The sequence below is a fragment of the Pseudooceanicola endophyticus genome (assembly GCF_018760365.1).
GTDB classification, from domain to species: Bacteria; Pseudomonadota; Alphaproteobacteria; order Rhodobacterales; family Rhodobacteraceae; genus Pseudooceanicola; species Pseudooceanicola endophyticus.
Window position 1 is genome coordinate 397,941 of sequence record NZ_JAHIAB010000001.1, and the last position, 17,575, is coordinate 415,515.

Genomic DNA, 17,575 nt, shown 5'->3' on the forward strand with positions numbered 1-17,575 from the left:
GACCGGCCCCGGCAACAGCGCCTGTCAGGCACTGATCCGGCGCAGCACCAGCGGCTGCGGTTCGGGCGGCTGCGCCCCCAGCGTGATTGCCCGCTGCACGGTGCGCACGGCGGCCTCGGCAAGGTCCGCGCGGGCGGCATGGACACGGGCCAGCGGCTGGCCGGCCTCGACGCGGGTGCCAAGGCGGAGGACCTCCGACAGGCCCACCGCCGGGTCGATCACGTCGCTCTCGACCTTGCGGCCACCGCCCAGATCCACCACCGCAAGGCCCAGGGCCTCGCCGTCGATGGCGGTGACGATGCCAGCCGAGGGCGCCGGCACGTCGCGGATGACCGGGGCTTTCGGCAGCAGATTGCGCCAATCCTCGGCAAAGCGCGCAGGCCCGCCCATCTCTGCCACCATGCGGCCAAAGACCTCTGCCGCGCGGCCCGTTTGCAGCGCCTCCTCCAGCAGGGTCGCCGCCGCCGCTTCGGTTCCGGCCAGCCCGCCCTGCACCAGCAACCCGGCGCCAAGCGCGACCGAGAGGTCGCGCAGCCGTCCGCCCTCATGCTCCGTCAGCACCCGCATGGCTGATTCGATTTCCAGCGCATTTCCCAGCTCTGACGCCAGCGGCTGGGACATGTCGGTGATCAGCGCCCGGGTCGGACAACCGGCGGCATTGGCGGTCGAGACCAGCGCCTGCGCCAGCGCGGCGGCCTCGGCTTCGGTCTTCATGAAGGCACCGGCACCGCATTTCACGTCAAGCACCAGCGCTTCCAGACCCGCCGCCAGTTTCTTCGACAGGATCGAGGCGGTGATCAGGTCGAGGCTTTCGACCGTGCCGGTCACGTCGCGCACCGCGTAGAGCCGGCGATCCGCCGGCGCGATGTCGCCGGTGGCCGAGACGATGGCGCAGCCGGCCCCGGCCACCACCTGCCGGAAGGCGCTTTCCGAGAGCTGGGTTGAGACCCCCGGGATCGCCTCCATCTTGTCGAGCGTGCCGCCGGTATGGCCCAGCCCCCGCCCCGAGATCATCGGCACATAGGCGCCGCAGGCGGCCAGCATCGGCGCCAGAACAAGGCTGACGCAATCCCCCACCCCGCCGGTCGAATGCTTGTCGAGGACGGGACCGGGCAGGTCCCAGTGCAGCCGGTCGCCGCTGTCGCGCATGGCCAGGGTCAGGACCACCCGGCCCTCCTCTCCCAGCCCCTTCAGCAGCACGGCCATGGCGAAGGCACCGGCCTGGGCGTCACTGACGTCGCCGCTCGCCAATCCCTTGGCGAACCATGATATTTCCTCGCGCGACGGGGTTTTTCCGTCGCGCAGCGTCGCGATGATCCGTCGGGCGTCCATGTTACGTGCGGGACATGTGGCCCGCGTCGAACCGGCCCGGCAGGATCTCGGCCAAGGTGGTCTCGATCCGGGTGCCTTCGAGGGTGATCATGGTCAGCTTGGTCTCGGGCTTGCCGAATTCCACCAGCTTCTGGCGGCATCCCCCGCAGGGCGGCGTCGGCGTCGGGCTGTCGGCGATCACCAGCACCTCGGTCAGCTCGGTCTCTCCGGCGGCCACCATGGCGGCGATGGCACCGGCCTCGGCGCAGGTGCCTTCCGGATAGGCGATGTTCTCGACGTTGCAGCCGGCGTAGATCGTGCCCGAGACGGCGCGGACAGCCGCCCCGACCTTGAAGTTCGAATAGGGCGCGTAGGCGTTCTCGCGCACGGCGCGGGCTGCGTCCAGAAGATCCATTGCAGTCTCCCTGCGTGAAGGGTTTGGTCATGTTGAGGGTCTAGACCCTGACCAGAGTGTCAGGTTCCGGGCGCCGCTTGGCAAGGGATATCGCGGCTTCGGCACACCCGCCTGCGCGGGCTGCCGCACTGCCATGCAGCATGCGGACCTTTCCCCCGCCGCACATTTGGTTTAACGCTGAACTACTTTCCTCAGGATGAGGCTTCCAATGTCCGACACCGACAAGGCTACCCTGCGTCAAGCAGCCCTCGCCTACCATGAAAATCCCAAGCCCGGTAAGCTGGAGGTCCGCGCGACCAAGCCGCTCGCCAACGGGCGCGACCTTTCGCTGGCCTATTCCCCCGGCGTGGCCGAGGCCTGCATCGAGATCAAGGCCGATCCCACCGCCGCCTCGCGCTATACCGCGCGCGGGAACCTGGTCGCCGTGGTCACGAACGGCACCGCGGTGCTGGGCCTCGGCAACATCGGGGCGCTGGCCTCGAAGCCGGTGATGGAAGGCAAGGCGGTTCTGTTCAAGAAATTCGCCAACATCGACTGCTTCGACATCGAGCTGGACGAGAAGGACCCCGAGAAGCTGGCAGAGATCGTCTGCGCGCTCGGGCCGACCTTCGGCGCCATCAACCTTGAGGACATCAAGGCCCCCGACTGCTTCATCGTCGAAAAGATCTGCCGCGAGCGGATGAACATTCCGGTGTTCCACGATGACCAGCACGGCACCGCCATCGTCGTCGGCGCCGCCGCCACCAACGCCCTGCGCGTCACCGGCAAGGCCTTCGAGGACATCAAGATCGTCTCGACCGGCGGCGGGGCGGCGGGCATCGCCTGCCTCGACATGCTGCTGAAACTGGGCGTCAAACGCGAGAACGTCTGGCTCTGCGACCTCGACGGGCTGGTCTGGAAGGGTCGCAACGAAGGCATGACGCCCCAGAAAGAGGCCTATGCCCAGGACACCGACCTGCGCACGCTGGACGAGGTGATCGAGGGCGCGGACATGTTCCTGGGCCTGTCGGGCCCCGGCGTCCTGAAGGCCGAGATGGTCGCCAAGATGACCGATCGCCCGATCATCTTCGCGCTGGCCAACCCCACCCCCGAGATCATGCCCGACGAGGTGCGCGCCGTCGCGCCCAACGCGATCATCGCCACGGGCCGTTCGGATTTCCCGAACCAGGTCAACAACGTGCTCTGCTTCCCCTTCATCTTCCGCGGGGCGCTGGATGTCGGCGCGACCGACATCAACGACGAGATGAAGATCGCCTGCATCGAGGGGATCGCGGCGCTGGCGCGTGCCACCACCAGTGCCGAGGCCGCCGCCGCCTACCAGGGCGAGACGCTGACCTTCGGCGCCGACTACCTGATCCCGAAACCCTTCGACCCGCGCCTGTCCGGCGTCGTGTCGGTGGCCGTGGCCAAGGCCGCGATGGAATCCGGTGTCGCCACCCGCCCGCTTGAGAACATCGAGGCCTACAAGGCCAAGCTGAACTCCTCGGTCTTCAAGTCCGCGCTGCTGATGCGCCCGGTCTTCGACGCCGCCCGCACCGCCGCCCGCCGCATCGCCTTCGCCGAGGGCGAGGACGAGCGCGTGCTGCGCACCGCCCAGATGATGCTGGAGGAAACCACCGAGAAGCCGATCCTGATCGGCCGCCCCGAGGTGATCGAGCATCGCTGCGTGCGCAACGGCCTGACCATCCGCCCGGGCATCGACTTCCAGGTGGTGAACCCGGAAAACGACCCCCGCTACCGCGACTACTGGCAGACCTATCACAAGCTGATGGCGCGCCGCGGCGTGACCCCGGACATGGCGCGCGCCATCATGCGCACCAACACCACCGCCATCGGCGCCACCATGGTCTACCGCGAGGAGGCCGACAGCCTGATCTGCGGCACCTATGGCGAATACCGCTGGCACCTGAGCTACGTGGAGCAGATCCTGGGCGGGCCGACCCGTCAGCCCGACGGCGCCCTGTCGCTGATGATCATGGAAGACGGCCCGCTGTTCCTGGCCGACACCCATATCCACGCCGACCCGACGCCCGAGCAGATCGCCCGCGTCACCATCGGCGCGGCCCGCCATGTGCGCCGCTTCGGCCTGACGCCGAAGATCGCGCTGTGCTCGCGCTCCCAGTTCGGCAACCAGGACACCGAAAGCGCCCTGCGCCTGCGCGCGGCGATGGCGATCCTCGACAGTGCGCCGCGCGACTTCAGCTACGAGGGCGAGATGAACGTGGACACCGCGCTCGATCCCCAGCTGCGCGCCACCGTCTTCCCGGAAAGCCGCTTCGAAGGTGCCGCCAACGTGCTGGTCTTCGCCCATGCCGACACCGCCTCGGGCGTGCGCAACATCCTGAAGATGAAGGGCAACGGTCTTGAGGTCGGTCCGATCCTGATGGGGATGCGCAACTGCGCCCACATCGTCAGCGCCTCGGCCACCGCGCGCGGGCTGCTGAACATGGCCGCCATCGCCGGCACCCCGGTCGCCCATTACGGCTGATCCTGTCGCGCGGGGCCGACTCAGCCGGCCCCGCGCCCCCCTTTCGGGAAAAGGCGTTTGCGCGACATGCCTTTAGAGGCTTTGCAAACCCCGCCCGACTTTGCCCCCCTCCGCTAAGATCCCGTGACTTTGCAAAATTTGCAGTGCGCCCCGGCGCATTTCTGCAAATTTATTGACGCCATCCCCGCCCGCGTCACTTCGCGTCTTGCCCGAAGCGCCTCGCCCCGCTTACCCATTACGTGCAACCCGGCTATGATCGGAACGCAGAGCTGAGGGAGGAGAGGCTCATGGGATACGGGGAGGTTTATTCCGCGTGGCAACGGGATCCGGAGGGATTCTGGATGGAACAGGCGCAGGCGATCGACTGGGCAAGACCCCCGAAGACCGCGCTGAGTGCCCGGGACGCAACCTATGAATGGTTCGCCGACGGCATGGTCAACACCTGCTGGAACGCGGTGGACCGCCACGTGGAGGCCGGGCGCGGCGACCAGATCGCCATCCAGCACGAAAGCCCGATCACCCACGCCACCAAGGGCATCACCTACCGCGAACTGCAAAAGCGCGTCGCCTCTCTGGCCGGCGCGCTGCGGATGCGCGGCATCGAGAAAGGCGACCGGGTGATCATCTACATGCCGATGATCCCCGAGGCGCTGGTGGCCATGCTGGCCTGCGCGCGTCTGGGCGCAATCCATTCGGTCGTCTTCGGGGGCTTTGCCGCGAACGAGCTTGCGGTGCGCATCGACGACTGCACGCCGAAGGCGATCCTGGCGGCGTCCTGCGGGCTCGAACCGAACCGGGTGGTGCATTACAAGCCCCTGCTGGATGCCGCCATCGAACAGGCCGCCCACAAGCCCGAGTTCTGCGTGATCTACCAGCGCGAACAGGAGGTGGCGAAGCTGATCGAGGGGCGCGACTTCAACTGGCACGGCTTCCAGTACGGCGTGAAGCCCGCCGACTGCGTGCCCGTGGAAGGCACCCACCCCGCCTATATCCTTTACACCTCGGGCACGACGGGCCAGCCCAAGGGCGTGGTGCGCCCCACCGCCGGGCACATGGTCGCCCTGCAATGGACCATGAAGAACATCTACAACATCGGCCCCGGAGACCGCTTCTGGGCGGCCTCGGACGTGGGCTGGGTGGTGGGCCACAGCTACATCTGCTACGGGCCGCTGCTGGCCGGCGCCACGACCGTCGTCTACGAGGGCAAGCCCGTGGGCACCCCGCATCCCGGCGTCTTCTGGCGGGTGATCCAGAACAACCGCATAAAAAGCTTCTTCACCGCCCCCACCGCCCTGCGCGCCATCAAGCGCGAGGACCCGGACGGGATCTGGGTGAAACGCTATGCCCAGCATGATCTCCAGGCGATCTTCCTGGCCGGAGAGCGTGCCGATCCCGACACCATCGCCTGGGCCGAAAAGCACTTTGGCGTGCCGGTGATCGACCACTGGTGGCAGACCGAAACCGGCTGGGCCATCGCAGGCAATCCGCTGGGAATCGAACTGCTGCCGCAGAAGGCGGGCTCTGCCTGCGTGCCGATGCCGGGCTACGACGTGCAGATCCTGGGAGAGGACCGCCACCCGGTGAAACAGGGCGAACTGGGCGCGATCGCCATCCGGCTGCCCCTGCCCCCGGGCTGCCTGCCGACGCTGTGGAACGCCGACGACCGCTTCCGCAAGAGCTACCTCACCACCTTCCCGGGGTATTACGAGACCGGCGATGCGGGCCTCGTGGACGAGGACGGCTATCTTTACATCATGGCGCGCACCGATGACGTCATAAACGTCGCCGGCCACCGCCTGTCCACCGGCCAGATGGAAGAGGTTCTGGCCAGCCATCCCGACGTTGCCGAATGCGCGGTGATCGGGGCGGCGGATGACCTGAAGGGCCAAAGCCCGGTGGGCTTCCTCTGCCTGTCCAAGGGGGTGGAGCGCGACGAGGCCGACATCGTGCGCGAATGCGTGGCGCTGGTGCGCGACCGGATCGGCCCCGTCGCCGCCTTCAAGAAGGCGGTGGTGGTCGAACGGCTGCCGAAGACCCGATCGGGCAAGATCCTGCGCGCCACCATGGTCAAGATCGCCGACGGGCAGCCCTTCAAGATGCCCGCCACCATCGACGATCCCGACATCCTGGACGAGATCCGCGCGGCGCTGGAAACCATCGGATACGCCCGCCAGACCCACAGGGTCTGAAACGTCCGAAACGAAAAGCGGCGGCCCCAGGGGGCCGCCGTTCCGCATATCCGGAGGGCTTGGGTACGAGGTAAGTCCCCGTCAATGCTTGCGGACGAACTCGTCCACTTGCCGCTCGGCCTCTTCCTTGGCGAGGCCGTAGCGTTCCTGAACCTTGCCGACCAGCTGATCGCGGCGCCCGGCCACGACCTCGAGGTCATCATCGGTCAGCTTGCCCCACTGGGTGCGGGCGCTGCCCTTGATCTGCTTCCAGTTGCCCTGAATCTGATCCCAGTTCATGGTCTTACTCCTTTCCAGCTTTCGGACCTTCGCGGGTCCGTCAGCAGGAAAACGCATGATAAGCGCACGTAGTTCCGACCGCAAACCGGCTCGGCGGCGGACCGCCGGGCCTCAGACGAACTGTTCCTGGATCAGCCTTTCCTCCAGCCCGTGACCGGGATCGAAGAGGATCCGGTGCTCGACGCCCGGATCGGAATGGACCTCGACCGACAGGACGTTGGTGACCGAACGCGAATCCGCATCGGCCATGACGGGGCGCTTTTCGGGCTCCAGCACGTCGAACTGGATCGAGGCGGACTTGTTCAGCAGCGCACCGCGCCAGCGCCGGGGCCGAAACGGCGCGATGGCGGTCAGCGCCAGCACGTCGGCACCGATCGGCAGGATCGGGCCATGGGCGGAATAGTTGTAGGCGGTGGATCCGGCGGGCGTGGCCACCAGCGCGCCGTCGCAGACCAGTTCCGGCATCCGCACGCGCCCGTCGACGCTGATGCGCAGCTTGGCGGCCTGGGGCCCGGCGCGCAGCAGCGACACCTCGTTGATCGCCAGCGCCTCGTGGACCTTGCCGTCGGCGCGCGTGGCCCGCATCGCCAGCGGGTTGATCACCTCTTCCTCGGCCTCGCCGACGCGGCGGTCGAGGTTGTCCTCGTCATAGCTGTTCATCAGGAAACCGATGGTGCCGCGGTTCATGCCGTAGACCGGCGCGCCCAGGCCCTTGGTGCGGTGCAGCGTCGCCAGCATGAAGCCGTCTCCGCCCAAAGCCACGATCACATCCGCCTCAGCCTCGGGCACCGAGCCGTAGCGCTCGACCAGGCTTTTCCGCGCCGCCTGGGCTGCGGGCCCCCGGCTGGCGGTAAAAGCGAGCTTCATCCGTTCCGACCTTTCTGCAACTTGTGCAACCGGCCCCGGTTGCCCCGCAACGGGGGCACGTTTCCGAAGGCCGTCATTTCGGTCCGAAACAAGCACAAAGTCCCCGCCTGCACCAGACCCCGCCGTTTTTCATGTTCATCATGACGATTTGGACACTTCCTCCCCCCCCTGCTTCCTTGTAGGAAGCGGCCAAACCCTGCTGACGGAGTTTCTGCCCATGACCGACACCGGCTTTTTCACCGAGTCCCTTTCCTCCCGCGATCCCGAGATCTTCGACGCCATCGGCAAGGAGCTTGGCCGTCAGCGCGACGAGATCGAGCTCATCGCCTCTGAAAACATCGTGAGCCGCGCGGTCATGGAAGCCCAGGGCTCCGTGATGACCAACAAGTACGCGGAAGGCTACCCGGGCAAGCGCTACTACGGTGGCTGCCAGTTCGTCGACATCGCCGAAGAGCTGGCGATCGAGCGCGCCAAGCAGCTGTTCGGCTGCGAATTCGCCAACGTGCAGCCGAACTCGGGTTCGCAGGCGAACCAGGGTGTCTTCACCGCGCTGCTGCAGCCGGGCGACACCATCCTGGGCATGTCGCTGGATGCCGGCGGCCACCTGACCCACGGCGCCAAGCCGAACCAGTCGGGCAAGTGGTTCAACGCCGTGCAATACGGCGTGCGCAAGCAGGACAGCCTGATCGACTACGACCAGATCCAGGAACTGGCCACCGAGCACAAGCCGAAGCTGATCATCGCCGGCGGCTCGGCCATCCCGCGTCAGGTGGACTTTGCCAAGATGCGCGAGATCGCCGACAGCGTCGGTGCCTTCCTGATGGTCGACATGGCGCACTTTGCCGGTCTGGTCGCCGCAGGCGAACATCCCTCGCCCTTCCCCCATGCCGACGTGGTCACCACCACCACCCACAAGACCCTGCGCGGCCCCCGTGGCGGCATGATCCTGACCAATGACGAGGCGATCGCCAAGAAGGTCAACTCGGCGATCTTCCCCGGCATCCAGGGCGGCCCGCTGATGCACGTGATCGCCGGCAAGGCCGTGGCCTTCGGCGAAGCGCTGCGCCCCGAGTTCAAGGCCTACCAGAAGCAGGTCCGCGCCAACGCCGTCGCGCTGGCAGATCAGCTGATGAAGGGCGGCCTGGACATCGTTTCCGGCGGCACCGACACCCACGTCCTGCTGGTCGACCTGCGTCCGAAAGGCGTCAAGGGCAACGCGACCGAGAAGGCTCTGGGCCGCGCGCACATCACCTGCAACAAGAACGGCATCCCGTTCGACCCGGAGAAGCCGATGGTGACCTCGGGCGTGCGTCTGGGCACCCCCGCCGGCACCACCCGCGGCTTCGGCGAGGCCGAGTTCCGCCAGATCGCCGACTGGATCGTCGAGGTCGTCGACGGCCTGGCCGCCAACGGTGAAGAGGGCAACGCCGAGGTCGAAAACAAGGTCAAGGCCGAGGTTGCGGCGCTCTGTGCCCGCTTCCCGATCTACGAAGGTCTCTGAGACCGTTATACCTCAGAGGCAGCCTTGCCTCTGCCGTGCATGGGCGCTACGCAAGCGCCCATGCAGATCGTCCGGGATTACCAGTTCGTCACCGAGAGCGACCGCGGCGCCGTCGCCGCGATCGGCAATTTCGATGGCGTGCACCTCGGGCACCAGGCGGTGCTGGACATCGCCCGTGCCGAGGCCAAGCGGATCGGCGCCCCCCTGGGCGTGATCACCTTCGAACCCCACCCCCGCCAGGTCTTTGCCCCCGACGGCCCCGACTTCCGCCTCAGCGGATCGGCCGCGCGCGCCAACCGGCTGGAGAAGCTGGGGGTCGAAAAGCTCTATGAGCTGGCGTTCAACCCGTCCCTTTCGGGCCTCAGCCCGCGCGACTTCGCCGAGAAGGTGCTGGTGCAGGGCCTGGGCATCCGCCACGTGGTCGTCGGCAGCGATTTCCACTTCGGCAAGGGCCGCGCCGGCGACATCGAGACGCTGCGGGCCTTCGGCGCCGAGCTGGGCTTTGGCGTCACCGCCGCCGAGCTGGTGCACAAGGGCGATCGCAAGGCCGACATCGAGATTTCCTCGACCGCGATCCGCGGCGCCCTGCGCGAGGGCAAGCCGCGCGAGGCCGCCGCCATGCTGGGCCACTGGCACCGCATCGAGGGCAAGGTCATCTCGGGCTTCCAGCGCGGCCGGGAGCTGGGCTTTCCCACCGCCAACATGTCGCTCGACGGGCTGCTGAAGCCGAAATTCGGCGTCTATGCGGTGCTGGTCGATATCCTGACCGGCCCCAGCAAGGGCCGCTACCACGGCGCCGCCTCGCTGGGCATGCGCCCGATGTTCGACGGCGAGGAACCCAACCTCGAGACCTTCATCTTCGATTTCCGCGCCGATATCTACGGCTGCATCCTGTCCATCGGACTGGTCGACTACCTGCGCCCCGAGCTGAAGTTCGACGGGCTGCCGGCGCTGATCGAGCAGATGGACAAGGACTGCGCCGAGGCGCGCCGCATCCTGGACGCGCTATGAGCACCCCCGATCCCATCGACCGTTCCGGCCTGCGTCCCCGCTTCTGGGAAACCGTGCCGCTGAAGAAGATGACCCAGGCGGAATGGGAAGCGCTTTGCGACGGCTGCGGCAAGTGCTGCCTGAACAAGCTCGAGGACGAGGAAACCGGCGAGGTCGCCCTGACCCGCGTCGCCTGTCGGCTGCTGGACGGCCATTCCTGCCGTTGCGCGCAATACCCGATCCGTCACCAGTTCGTGCCCGAATGCATCTCGCTTCGGATGCAGAACCTCGACCAGCACATGTACTGGATGCCCCAGACCTGCGCCTACCGCCTGCTGTGGGAGGGCAAGCCGCTCTTCCACTGGCATCCGCTGATCTCGGGCGATGCCCAGTCGGTCCATGATGCCGGCGTCTCGGTCCAGGACATCACCGTGCCCGAGTTCGAGATCCCCGAGGAGGACTGGGAGGATTACATCATAGAGGAACCCACCTGATGTATTTCAGCTCCGACAATGCGGGCATGGCCCATCCCGCGATCCTCCAGGCGATCCTCGACGCCAATACGGGCTATGCCATGCCCTACGGCAAGGACGAGATCATGGAGGGCGTGCGCGAGAGCATGCGCAGCCTGTTCGAGGCGCCCGAGGCCGCAGTCTACCTGGTCGCCACCGGCACCGCCGCCAACAGCCTGTCGCTGGCAACCCTGGCCGAACCCTGGCAGACCGTCTACTGCAGCCCCGTCGCCCATATCCAGGAAGACGAGTGCAACGCGCCCGAATTCTACATGGGTGCCGGCAAGCTGACCCCGATCGGCCAGGGCGACAAGATCACCCCCGACGATCTGGCCGCCGTGCTGGAAGGCGGGCCGCGCCGCGATGTCCATGCCGCCCAGCCCGGGCCGCTGTCGATCACCCAGGCCACCGAGAAGGGCCGCCTCTATTCCGTGGACGAGGTGACCGACCTGGCCTCCATGGCCCATGACTGCGGACTGCCCGTGCACATGGACGGCGCGCGGTTTGCCAATGCGATCGCGGCGCTGAACGTCTCTCCGGCGGACATGACCTGGCGCGCCGGCGTCGATGTCCTGAGTTTCGGGGGCACCAAGAACGGCTGCGTCGGCGTCGAGGCCGTTGTCCTCTTCGATCCGGAACTGGCCTGGGAGTTCGAGCTGCGCCGCAAGCGCGGGGCGCATCTTTTCTCCAAGCACCGCTACCTTTCGGCGCAGATGCAGGCCTACCTGGCGGATGACCTGTGGCTGGACATGGCGGGTGCTGCAAATGCGAACCTGCAGATGCTGGCCGACGGCATGCGCGAGATCGGCGTCCAGTTCCTGGAAGAGCCCGAGGCCAACATCCTCTTCGCCTACCTGCCGCGCGCCATGCATGCCCGGCTTCAGGCGGCGGGCGCACGCTACTACGTCAGCAGCGCCTCCTCCTCGGATCCCGCAGAGCCGGTGCTGGCGCGCTTCGTCTGCGACTGGTCCCTGCCCACCGCAGAGATCGACCATTTCCTGAACGTCGCGGCGGGCTGAGCCCCGCCGCCACGCGCGCCCCTCAGATCCCGATGAAATCGCGCAGCGCCTCGGCCACGGCCGGGGCGTGGGTGATCGGCCCCATGTGGCCCGCCCCCTCGAAGACCTGGCGCCGCGCCCGCGGCAGCAGGGCCGCCAGCGCATCGTTGATGCGCGTGGCCAGCACGGGACTGCGGGCGCCCTCCATCAGCAGCACCGGCATCGGCAGCGCCGCCAGCCGCCCCTCCTGCAACAGCCCCCCGGGATCGCCGTAATTGGTCTCCCGGATCGCGTCGATCACCGCGATGCGGCGGGCGAAATCGGCGCGCTGGACCTCGGGCAGCTTCTCCCAGGCCCGGCCATCGCCCCAGACATCAAGGAAGGCGCGCGCCGCGCCCTCGGCATCGCCGGCCTTCCAGGCGCTGTCATAGCCCGCCATCAGCGCGTCATGCTCGGCCTCCAGCCCCGGGAAGGCCCGAAAGCCCGCGGTGAAGAACACCGGCTCGTAGAGCGCGACGCTCAGCACCTTGTCGGGGTATTCGGCAGCCATCCGCAGCGCCACCGTACCGCCGAAGCTGTGGCCCACCAGATGCACCGGCGCATCGTCCCACATGGCGATCAGGCCAAGCGCCATCTCCATCGCCTGTTCCTGGAACACCTGGTCACCGTGCCAGGGCCCGCTGCCACCATGGCCGGGCTGGTCGAAGGCCAGAAGCTGCGCCTGGCGCTGCAGACGCAGCGCCACCCCCTGCCAGGCCCCCGAATGCGCCAGCGAACAGTGGATCATCAGGACCTTCGGCCCCTCCTCCCCCCATTCCCGCCAGGCGGTCTCGGTGCCCCGGAAGGTCGAGTGCAGCATCACAGGCGCCCTTCCAGATGGGCGCGCAGATCTTCCAGCCGGTCCTGGCCCCAGAACCGCTCCGTCCCGTCGACGATGTAGAAGGGCGCGCCGAAGACCCCCGCGGCCAGGGCCTCGTCGGTGTAGCGCATCATGGTCTCTGCCCCCAGCAGCAGCCCGCTGTCGGCCAGCGCCGGATCGAAGCCCGCCTTCCCCAGGCAATCGCGCACCACCTCATCCTCGGCGATATTGCGCTCCTCGGCCCAGCAGGCGCGCAGGAACAGCCGCACCAGCAGCCCCAGGTCGCCGCCCCCCGCCTTGTCGGCGGCGATGATCGCATAGCTCGACGGCATCGGGTTCGCCGGCGCAAAGGCCGGTTTCAGGTTCATTTCCAGCCCGGTCTTGTCGCGCGCCCGGCGCAGCTCCTGCAGGCGGTACTCTTGCCGCTGAAGCGAACGCTCGGCCGGCTTCACGCCCCCGGTCGCATCGAAAATTCTCATCAGATCCACGGGCTTGTAACGGATTTCCGCACCGGCCTCTGCGGCGATCCGTTCCAGCCCGTCCCCCGCCAGATAGCTGAACGGAGAGAAGGTGGTGAAATAATAGTCGATCTGTCGCGTCATTTGCCCTGTCCTCCGGCGCCGCGGTGATTTGGCAAGACCGTATCGGGGTGCTAAGGCGTGTTCAACGTCACGAATCTGTCTTACGCGTCGCTGCCGGAGCCTACTTCCCATGCCGAATATCATCGAGCCCAAGCTGATCGCGGGCAATGCCAACATGCCGCTTGCCCAGGCGATTGCCCGCCGGATGTCCATGCACCGCGGCATGAACGTCGACCTGGTCGACGCCCGCGTCGAACGCTTCAACGACGGAGAGATCTTCGTCGAGGTCTTCGAGAACGTCCGCGGCGAGGACATGTTCGTCATCCAGCCGACCTCGAACCCGGCGAATGACAACCTGATGGAACTGCTGATCATGGCGGACGCGCTGCGCCGCTCCTCGGCGATGCGCATCACCGCCGTCATCCCCTACTTCGGCTATGCCCGCCAGGACCGCCGCACCAAGGCCCGCACGCCGATCACCGCCAAGCTGGTGGCCAACATGCTGGTCGAAGCCGGCGTCGAGCGCGTGCTGACGATGGATCTGCACGCCGCCCAGATCCAGGGCTTCTTCGACATCCCCGTCGACAACCTCTATGCCTCGCCGATCTTCGCCATGGACATCAAGGAGAAGTTCAAGGACCGCATCCAGGACGTCATGGTCGTCTCGCCGGATGTCGGCGGCGTGGCCCGCGCCCGCGAGCTGGCAAAGCGGATCAACGCGCCGCTCTCGATCGTCGACAAACGCCGCGAGAAACCCGGCGAGATCGCCGAGATGACCGTTATCGGTGACGTCAAGGATAAGATCTGCATCATCGTCGACGACATCTGCGACACCGCCGGCACGCTGTGCAAGGCTGCGGAACTGCTGATGGACTACGGCGCGACCGAAGTGCACTCCTACATCTCCCACGGCGTGCTGTCGGGCCCCGCGATCGAGCGCGTCTCGAATTCGGTGATGGAGAACCTGGTGATCACCGACTCGATCGCCGCCAGCAAGGCCGCCCAGGCCTGCTCCAAGATCCGCATCCTGCCGACCGCCCCGATGTTCGCCCAGGCGATCCTGAACATCTGGAACGGCACATCGGTTTCCTCGCTCTTCGAGACCGGCACGCTGGAGCCGATCTACGAAGGCTATTTCCGCGGCTGACACCGGGTCGGGGGCTCTGCCCCCGCGCCTCGCGGCGCGCCCCCGGGATATTTCCGGCCAGATGATGAAGAGCCACCGGGGCCCCGACGCGGGCCCCTTTTCCATTTTCTTGTTTCAAATTCCTCGGGGGAGTCTCCCGGCACGGGAGACGGGGGCAGAGCCCCCTCAGCGGCGCGCGGCAAAGAAGGCCTTCAGCAGCTGCGCGGCCTCGTCCCCGGCCAGCCCGTCGTAGATCTCGGGCACATGATGCGCCTGGGCATGGCTGAAGATCCGCGGCCCCTGCGCCACCCCGCCGGATTTCGGGTCTCCCGCGCCGTAGTACAGCCGCGCGATCCGCGTGGCCGCGATCAGCGCGGCGCAGAACGGGCACGGTTCCAGCGTCACGTAGAGATCATGGCCCGGAAGGCGTTCGGAGCCCGCCGCCGCACAGGCCTGGCGGATCACCAGCACTTCCGCATGGGCGGAAGGGTCGTTCAGTTCGCGCGTACGGTTGCCCGCGCTTGCCACCACCCGGCCACTGGGATCGACCAGCACCGCGCCGACGGGCACTTCGCCGCGCGCGGCGGCTGAGCGGGCCTCTTCCAGGGCAAGATCCATGTGGGACGTGAAACGCATCCGCCTTCTCTGCCCTGCCCGCCGCGCGCTGGCAAGAGACGCCTCTTCCCCGGCGCCCCGATCCGCGCTAGAGGCTGGAACATGACACGCAAGCCCACGCCCCGCCCGACTCCCAAGGACCAGACCCCCGCCGCCCCCGCGGGCGAGCGCATCGCCAAGGTGCTGGCCCGCTCGGGCGTGGCCAGCCGCCGCGAGGCCGAAAAGATCATCGAGGCCGGTCGCGTCTCGGTCAATGGCCGCAAGATCGACAGCCCGGCGCTGAACGTCACCGCCGCCGACCGCATCACCGTCGATGGCGCCCCCCTGGAGGCGCCCGAGGCGACCCGCGTCTGGCTGTATCACAAGCCCACCGGCCTGGTGACAACCACCAAGGATGAACAGGGCCGTCCGACGATCTACGACGACCTGCCCGAGGACCTGCCGCGGGTAATGTCGGTGGGCCGGCTCGACCTCAACTCCGAGGGGCTGCTGCTGCTGACCAACGATGGCGAGCTGAAGCGCAAGCTGGAGCTGCCGGCGACCGGCTGGGTGCGCAAGTACCGCGTCCGCGTGAAGGGCAACCCGGAGGACGCCACCCTGGCCCCGCTGCGCGAGGGTGTCGTCATCGACCGCGAGAAGTTCCAGCCGATGGCGGTCAGCCTCGACCGGCAGCAGGGCGCCAACGCCTGGCTGACCATCGGCCTGCGCGAAGGCAAGAACCGCGAGATCCGCCGCGCCATGGAAAGCATCGGCCTGGTGGTGAACCGGCTGATCCGGGTCTCCTACGGGCCGTTCCAGCTGGGCACTCTGAAGCAGGGCGAGGTGCAGGAGCTGCGCCCCCGCGTGCTGCGCGAACAGCTGGGCCTTGAGCTGGAAGAGCCCGAGACCACCCCCGCCCGCGGCCCGCGCAAGCGGCCCGGCAAATCCGGCAAGCCCGGCGCGCCGCGGCCCGAGCGCGGCACCGAGATCGAGGCCCCGACCCGCCGCGGCAAGGCCGGCGACCCGCGCCGCGGCTCCGGCCCGGATCTGGATACCCGCACGGGCAAGCCCGCCCGCCCCGCACGCGGCGCCAAGCCTGCGGCCCGGGGCAGCGACAAGAGCTTTGAGAAAGGCCCGGCCCGTGGGCCCGGCAAGGCAGGCACACCCGATGGCAAACCTTTCCGCAAGTCCGCCGGCGCCCCCGGTGGCCGCAAGGACCCGCCCCGCGGCGAGGGCCGTCCCGGACGCGGCAAGCCGCCGCGCCGCCCCTGAGACCCCGCTTCAACGCCTGCCCTTCCGGCAGGCGTTTTGCTGCGATGCGGCGAAACCTTGCCGACCGCCGCGCGGAAAGGGCCGCCAACGGATGACCGGAGCACGGCCCTGACCTACCCTTGGGCCAGGCTTTCCCGGCACAGGCGTCCCGATGCTTCTCCGCGCGTTCCTTCCCGGCTTCCGGCTGCGCCCCGGCGCGGGCGCGCTGCTGCTGGCGGGTGGGCTGGCGGCCTGCAGCGCGCCGCCGCCGATGCCCACGGCCCCGGCCCAGAGCCTGCGCCCGATGCCGCCTGTGCCCCGCGCCCCCGCGCCCGCCACGGCGCGCAGCCTGGCCCTTGCGGCGCGATACGCCGATCTGCAGGCCGATCTGCTGACCCGGGGCCTGCTGCGGCGCGACGGCGGCGGCCCCGATACGCCCTACGGGCCCGACGACCTTGTACGGATCTTCGGCCTGCTGGCCTTCCGGTCCGAGTATGTCGCCGGTACGGCTGCCCCGGTCCTGCATCGCTGGCAGGTCCCGGTGCGGCTGGAGCTGCATTTCGGCGCGGCAGTCCCGGAGGCGCGGCGCCGCGACGACCGCGCCCGGGTCGCCGCCCTGGCGGCTCGGCTGGGCAGGGTCACGGGTCACGACATCCGCCTGGTGACCAGCCATGGCAATTTCGCCGTTCTGGTCGCCTCGGAGGATGATCGCCCCGCCGTGATCGATGCCCTGCTGGCCGCTGACCCGGCCCTGCCAGCCAGCGCCGGGGCCCGGCTGCGCTACCTGCCCGCCTCGGTGCACTGCCTGGAGCTGGGATTCGGCCAAAACGGCGGCAGCGGCTACGACCGGGCCATCGCGCTGATCCGCGGCGAACATCCCCCCCGCCTGCGCGAAGCCTGTTTCGAGGAAGAGATCGCCCAGGGTCTCGGCCTGCCCGGCGACAGCCCGGCGGCGCGCCCCTCGGTCTTCAACGACGACGACGAATTCGCCACGCTCACCAGCCTCGACCTGCGGCTGCTGCGGATGCTCTACGATCCGCGCCTCGCCCCGGGCATGACCCAGGCGCAGGCCGCCCCTGTGCTGGCCGCCGTCGCCCGCGACAGCGCCGGCTGAACCTGCTCGCATCCCGACGTGCCTGCGGGTAGCTCTGGGGCAAAGGAAAGGAAGCAGAATGCGCGCATTGCTACAAAGAGTGACCGGGGCCGAGGTCCGCGTTGACGGAGAGCTGTTGGGCCAGTGCGGCCCGGGCCTGATGATCCTGGTCTGCGCCATGCAGGGCGACACCGATGAGAACGCCCTGAAGCTGGCCGCCCGCATCGCCAAGCTGCGCATCTTCGAGGACGAGGCCGGCAAGATGAACCGCTCGGTCCGCGACATCGGCGGCAGCGCCCTGGTGATCAGCCAGTTCACCCTGGCCGCCGACACCACGCGCGGCAACCGCCCGGGCTTTTCCGCCGCCGCCCGCCCCGAGGAGGGCCGTGTGCTCTACGAAGGCTTCGCCGCCGCCCTCGCCGCCGAGGGCATCCCGACCGAGACCGGGCGTTTCGGAGCCGATATGAAAGTGTCATTGACCAATGACGGCCCGGTGACCATCTGGATCGAAGCCTGACCCC

General features: G+C 68.1%; 17 protein-coding genes. 10 read left to right on the forward strand and 7 right to left on the reverse strand.

Annotated elements, in window-relative coordinates; translation table 11 throughout:
* Positions 1-24: 24 nt before the first annotated feature.
* Positions 25-1,332: a thymidine phosphorylase gene (locus KM176_RS01940; protein WP_160892155.1), complete on the reverse strand. Its 1,308-nt coding sequence runs from the start codon at positions 1,330-1,332 to the stop codon at positions 25-27.
* A 1-nt stretch (position 1,333) separates the two neighbouring features.
* The gene (locus KM176_RS01945; RefSeq protein ID WP_160892157.1) at positions 1,334-1,726 is read right to left on the reverse strand and encodes a cytidine deaminase; all 393 of its coding nucleotides are present in this window, start codon (positions 1,724-1,726) and stop codon (positions 1,334-1,336) included.
* Positions 1,727-1,934: 208 nt separating this feature from the next.
* Here KM176_RS01945 and KM176_RS01950 point away from each other — a divergent pair, with 208 nt between their 5' ends.
* Both KM176_RS01950 and KM176_RS01955 read left to right on the forward strand, forming a co-directional pair.
* On the forward strand, positions 1,935-4,214 hold the full coding sequence (locus KM176_RS01950) for an NADP-dependent malic enzyme (RefSeq protein WP_160892159.1): 2,280 nt from the start codon (positions 1,935-1,937) through the stop codon (positions 4,212-4,214).
* A gap of 287 nt (positions 4,215-4,501) precedes the next feature.
* Positions 4,502-6,403 (forward strand): propionyl-CoA synthetase, encoded by a 1,902-nt coding sequence (locus KM176_RS01955; RefSeq protein ID WP_160892161.1) that lies wholly within the window; start codon positions 4,502-4,504, stop codon positions 6,401-6,403.
* Between the two features lie 81 nt (positions 6,404-6,484).
* Here KM176_RS01955 and KM176_RS01960 read toward each other — a convergent pair whose 3' ends face one another.
* Both KM176_RS01960 and KM176_RS01965 read right to left on the reverse strand, forming a co-directional pair.
* Positions 6,485-6,682: a CsbD family protein gene (locus tag KM176_RS01960; RefSeq protein WP_215558752.1), complete on the reverse strand. Its 198-nt coding sequence runs from the start codon at positions 6,680-6,682 to the stop codon at positions 6,485-6,487.
* Between the two features lie 111 nt (positions 6,683-6,793).
* Complete coding sequence (locus KM176_RS01965; protein ID WP_160892163.1) at positions 6,794-7,549, reverse strand: NAD kinase; 756 nt, start codon at positions 7,547-7,549, stop codon at positions 6,794-6,796.
* Positions 7,550-7,766: 217 nt separating this feature from the next.
* Here KM176_RS01965 and glyA point away from each other — a divergent pair, with 217 nt between their 5' ends.
* The 4 genes from glyA to KM176_RS01985 are packed head-to-tail and all read left to right on the forward strand — an operon-like array spanning position 7,767 to position 11,571.
* Positions 7,767-9,050, forward strand: coding sequence for a serine hydroxymethyltransferase (gene glyA / locus KM176_RS01970; protein ID WP_160892165.1), 1,284 nt, complete (start codon positions 7,767-7,769; stop codon positions 9,048-9,050).
* Between the two features lie 60 nt (positions 9,051-9,110).
* Entirely contained in the window at positions 9,111-10,061 is a 951-nt protein-coding gene (locus tag KM176_RS01975; RefSeq protein WP_160892167.1) for a bifunctional riboflavin kinase/FAD synthetase, read from the forward strand.
* A complete protein-coding gene (locus KM176_RS01980; RefSeq protein ID WP_160892169.1) occupies positions 10,058-10,534 on the forward strand; it encodes a YcgN family cysteine cluster protein in 477 nt (158 codons plus the stop codon). The genes KM176_RS01975 and KM176_RS01980 overlap by 4 nt, the downstream gene beginning before the upstream one ends.
* Positions 10,534-11,571, forward strand: a complete 1,038-nt coding sequence (locus KM176_RS01985; RefSeq protein ID WP_160892171.1) for a threonine aldolase family protein — start codon at positions 10,534-10,536, stop codon at positions 11,569-11,571. Before KM176_RS01980 ends, KM176_RS01985 begins: the two co-directional genes overlap by 1 nt.
* A gap of 22 nt (positions 11,572-11,593) precedes the next feature.
* On the opposite strand, the gene KM176_RS01990 is transcribed toward KM176_RS01985, so the two are convergent.
* A complete protein-coding gene (locus tag KM176_RS01990) occupies positions 11,594-12,409 on the reverse strand; it encodes an alpha/beta fold hydrolase (protein ID WP_236045128.1) in 816 nt (271 codons plus the stop codon).
* Entirely contained in the window at positions 12,409-13,011 is a 603-nt protein-coding gene (locus tag KM176_RS01995) for a 2-hydroxychromene-2-carboxylate isomerase (RefSeq protein ID WP_160892173.1), read from the reverse strand. Before KM176_RS01995 ends, KM176_RS01990 begins: the two co-directional genes overlap by 1 nt.
* Before the next feature lie 109 nt (positions 13,012-13,120).
* On the opposite strand from KM176_RS01995, the gene KM176_RS02000 reads away from it, so the two are divergent.
* A complete protein-coding gene (locus tag KM176_RS02000) occupies positions 13,121-14,137 on the forward strand; it encodes a ribose-phosphate pyrophosphokinase (protein ID WP_160892175.1) in 1,017 nt (338 codons plus the stop codon).
* Between the two features lie 165 nt (positions 14,138-14,302).
* Here the strand turns inward: KM176_RS02000 and KM176_RS02005 are convergent, their stop codons facing one another.
* Positions 14,303-14,752, reverse strand: a complete 450-nt coding sequence (locus tag KM176_RS02005; protein WP_160892177.1) for a nucleoside deaminase — start codon at positions 14,750-14,752, stop codon at positions 14,303-14,305.
* Positions 14,753-14,833: 81 nt separating this feature from the next.
* Between KM176_RS02005 and KM176_RS02010 the strand changes: the two genes are divergently transcribed.
* The 3 genes from KM176_RS02010 (at position 14,834) to dtd (ending at position 17,571) form a co-directional block, all read left to right on the forward strand.
* Positions 14,834-15,982, forward strand: coding sequence for a pseudouridine synthase (locus KM176_RS02010; protein ID WP_160892179.1), 1,149 nt, complete (start codon positions 14,834-14,836; stop codon positions 15,980-15,982).
* Between the two features lie 151 nt (positions 15,983-16,133).
* Entirely contained in the window at positions 16,134-17,075 is a 942-nt protein-coding gene (locus KM176_RS02015; protein WP_160892181.1) for a DUF2927 domain-containing protein, read from the forward strand.
* 58 nt (positions 17,076-17,133) lie between these two features.
* A complete protein-coding gene (gene dtd / locus KM176_RS02020; protein WP_160892183.1) occupies positions 17,134-17,571 on the forward strand; it encodes a D-aminoacyl-tRNA deacylase in 438 nt (145 codons plus the stop codon).
* The last annotated feature ends 4 nt before the right edge of the window (positions 17,572-17,575 follow it).

Excerpts from the sequence above, each read along its gene's own strand:
- glyA (WP_160892165.1), top strand. The coding sequence starts at position 7,767 with ATGACCGACACCGGCTTTTTCACCGAGTCCCTTTCCTCCCGCGATCCC.
- KM176_RS01960 (WP_215558752.1), bottom strand. The coding sequence starts at position 6,682 with ATGAACTGGGATCAGATTCAGGGCAACTGGAAGCAGATCAAGGGCAGC.
- KM176_RS01990 (WP_236045128.1), bottom strand. The coding sequence starts at position 12,409 with ATGCTGCACTCGACCTTCCGGGGCACCGAGACCGCCTGGCGGGAATGG.
- KM176_RS02010 (WP_160892179.1), top strand. The coding sequence starts at position 14,834 with ATGACACGCAAGCCCACGCCCCGCCCGACTCCCAAGGACCAGACCCCC.
- KM176_RS01950 (WP_160892159.1), top strand. The coding sequence starts at position 1,935 with ATGTCCGACACCGACAAGGCTACCCTGCGTCAAGCAGCCCTCGCCTAC.
- KM176_RS01965 (WP_160892163.1), bottom strand. The coding sequence starts at position 7,549 with ATGAAGCTCGCTTTTACCGCCAGCCGGGGGCCCGCAGCCCAGGCGGCG.
- KM176_RS02015 (WP_160892181.1), top strand. The coding sequence starts at position 16,134 with ATGCTTCTCCGCGCGTTCCTTCCCGGCTTCCGGCTGCGCCCCGGCGCG.
- KM176_RS01940 (WP_160892155.1), bottom strand. The coding sequence starts at position 1,332 with ATGGACGCCCGACGGATCATCGCGACGCTGCGCGACGGAAAAACCCCG.
- KM176_RS01975 (WP_160892167.1), top strand. The coding sequence starts at position 9,111 with ATGCAGATCGTCCGGGATTACCAGTTCGTCACCGAGAGCGACCGCGGC.
- KM176_RS01980 (WP_160892169.1), top strand. The coding sequence starts at position 10,058 with ATGAGCACCCCCGATCCCATCGACCGTTCCGGCCTGCGTCCCCGCTTC.
- dtd (WP_160892183.1), top strand. The coding sequence starts at position 17,134 with ATGCGCGCATTGCTACAAAGAGTGACCGGGGCCGAGGTCCGCGTTGAC.
- KM176_RS01985 (WP_160892171.1), top strand. The coding sequence starts at position 10,534 with ATGTATTTCAGCTCCGACAATGCGGGCATGGCCCATCCCGCGATCCTC.
- KM176_RS02005 (WP_160892177.1), bottom strand. The coding sequence starts at position 14,752 with ATGCGTTTCACGTCCCACATGGATCTTGCCCTGGAAGAGGCCCGCTCA.
- KM176_RS01945 (WP_160892157.1), bottom strand. The coding sequence starts at position 1,726 with ATGGATCTTCTGGACGCAGCCCGCGCCGTGCGCGAGAACGCCTACGCG.
- KM176_RS01955 (WP_160892161.1), top strand. The coding sequence starts at position 4,502 with ATGGGATACGGGGAGGTTTATTCCGCGTGGCAACGGGATCCGGAGGGA.
- KM176_RS01995 (WP_160892173.1), bottom strand. The coding sequence starts at position 13,011 with ATGACGCGACAGATCGACTATTATTTCACCACCTTCTCTCCGTTCAGC.
- KM176_RS02000 (WP_160892175.1), top strand. The coding sequence starts at position 13,121 with ATGCCGAATATCATCGAGCCCAAGCTGATCGCGGGCAATGCCAACATG.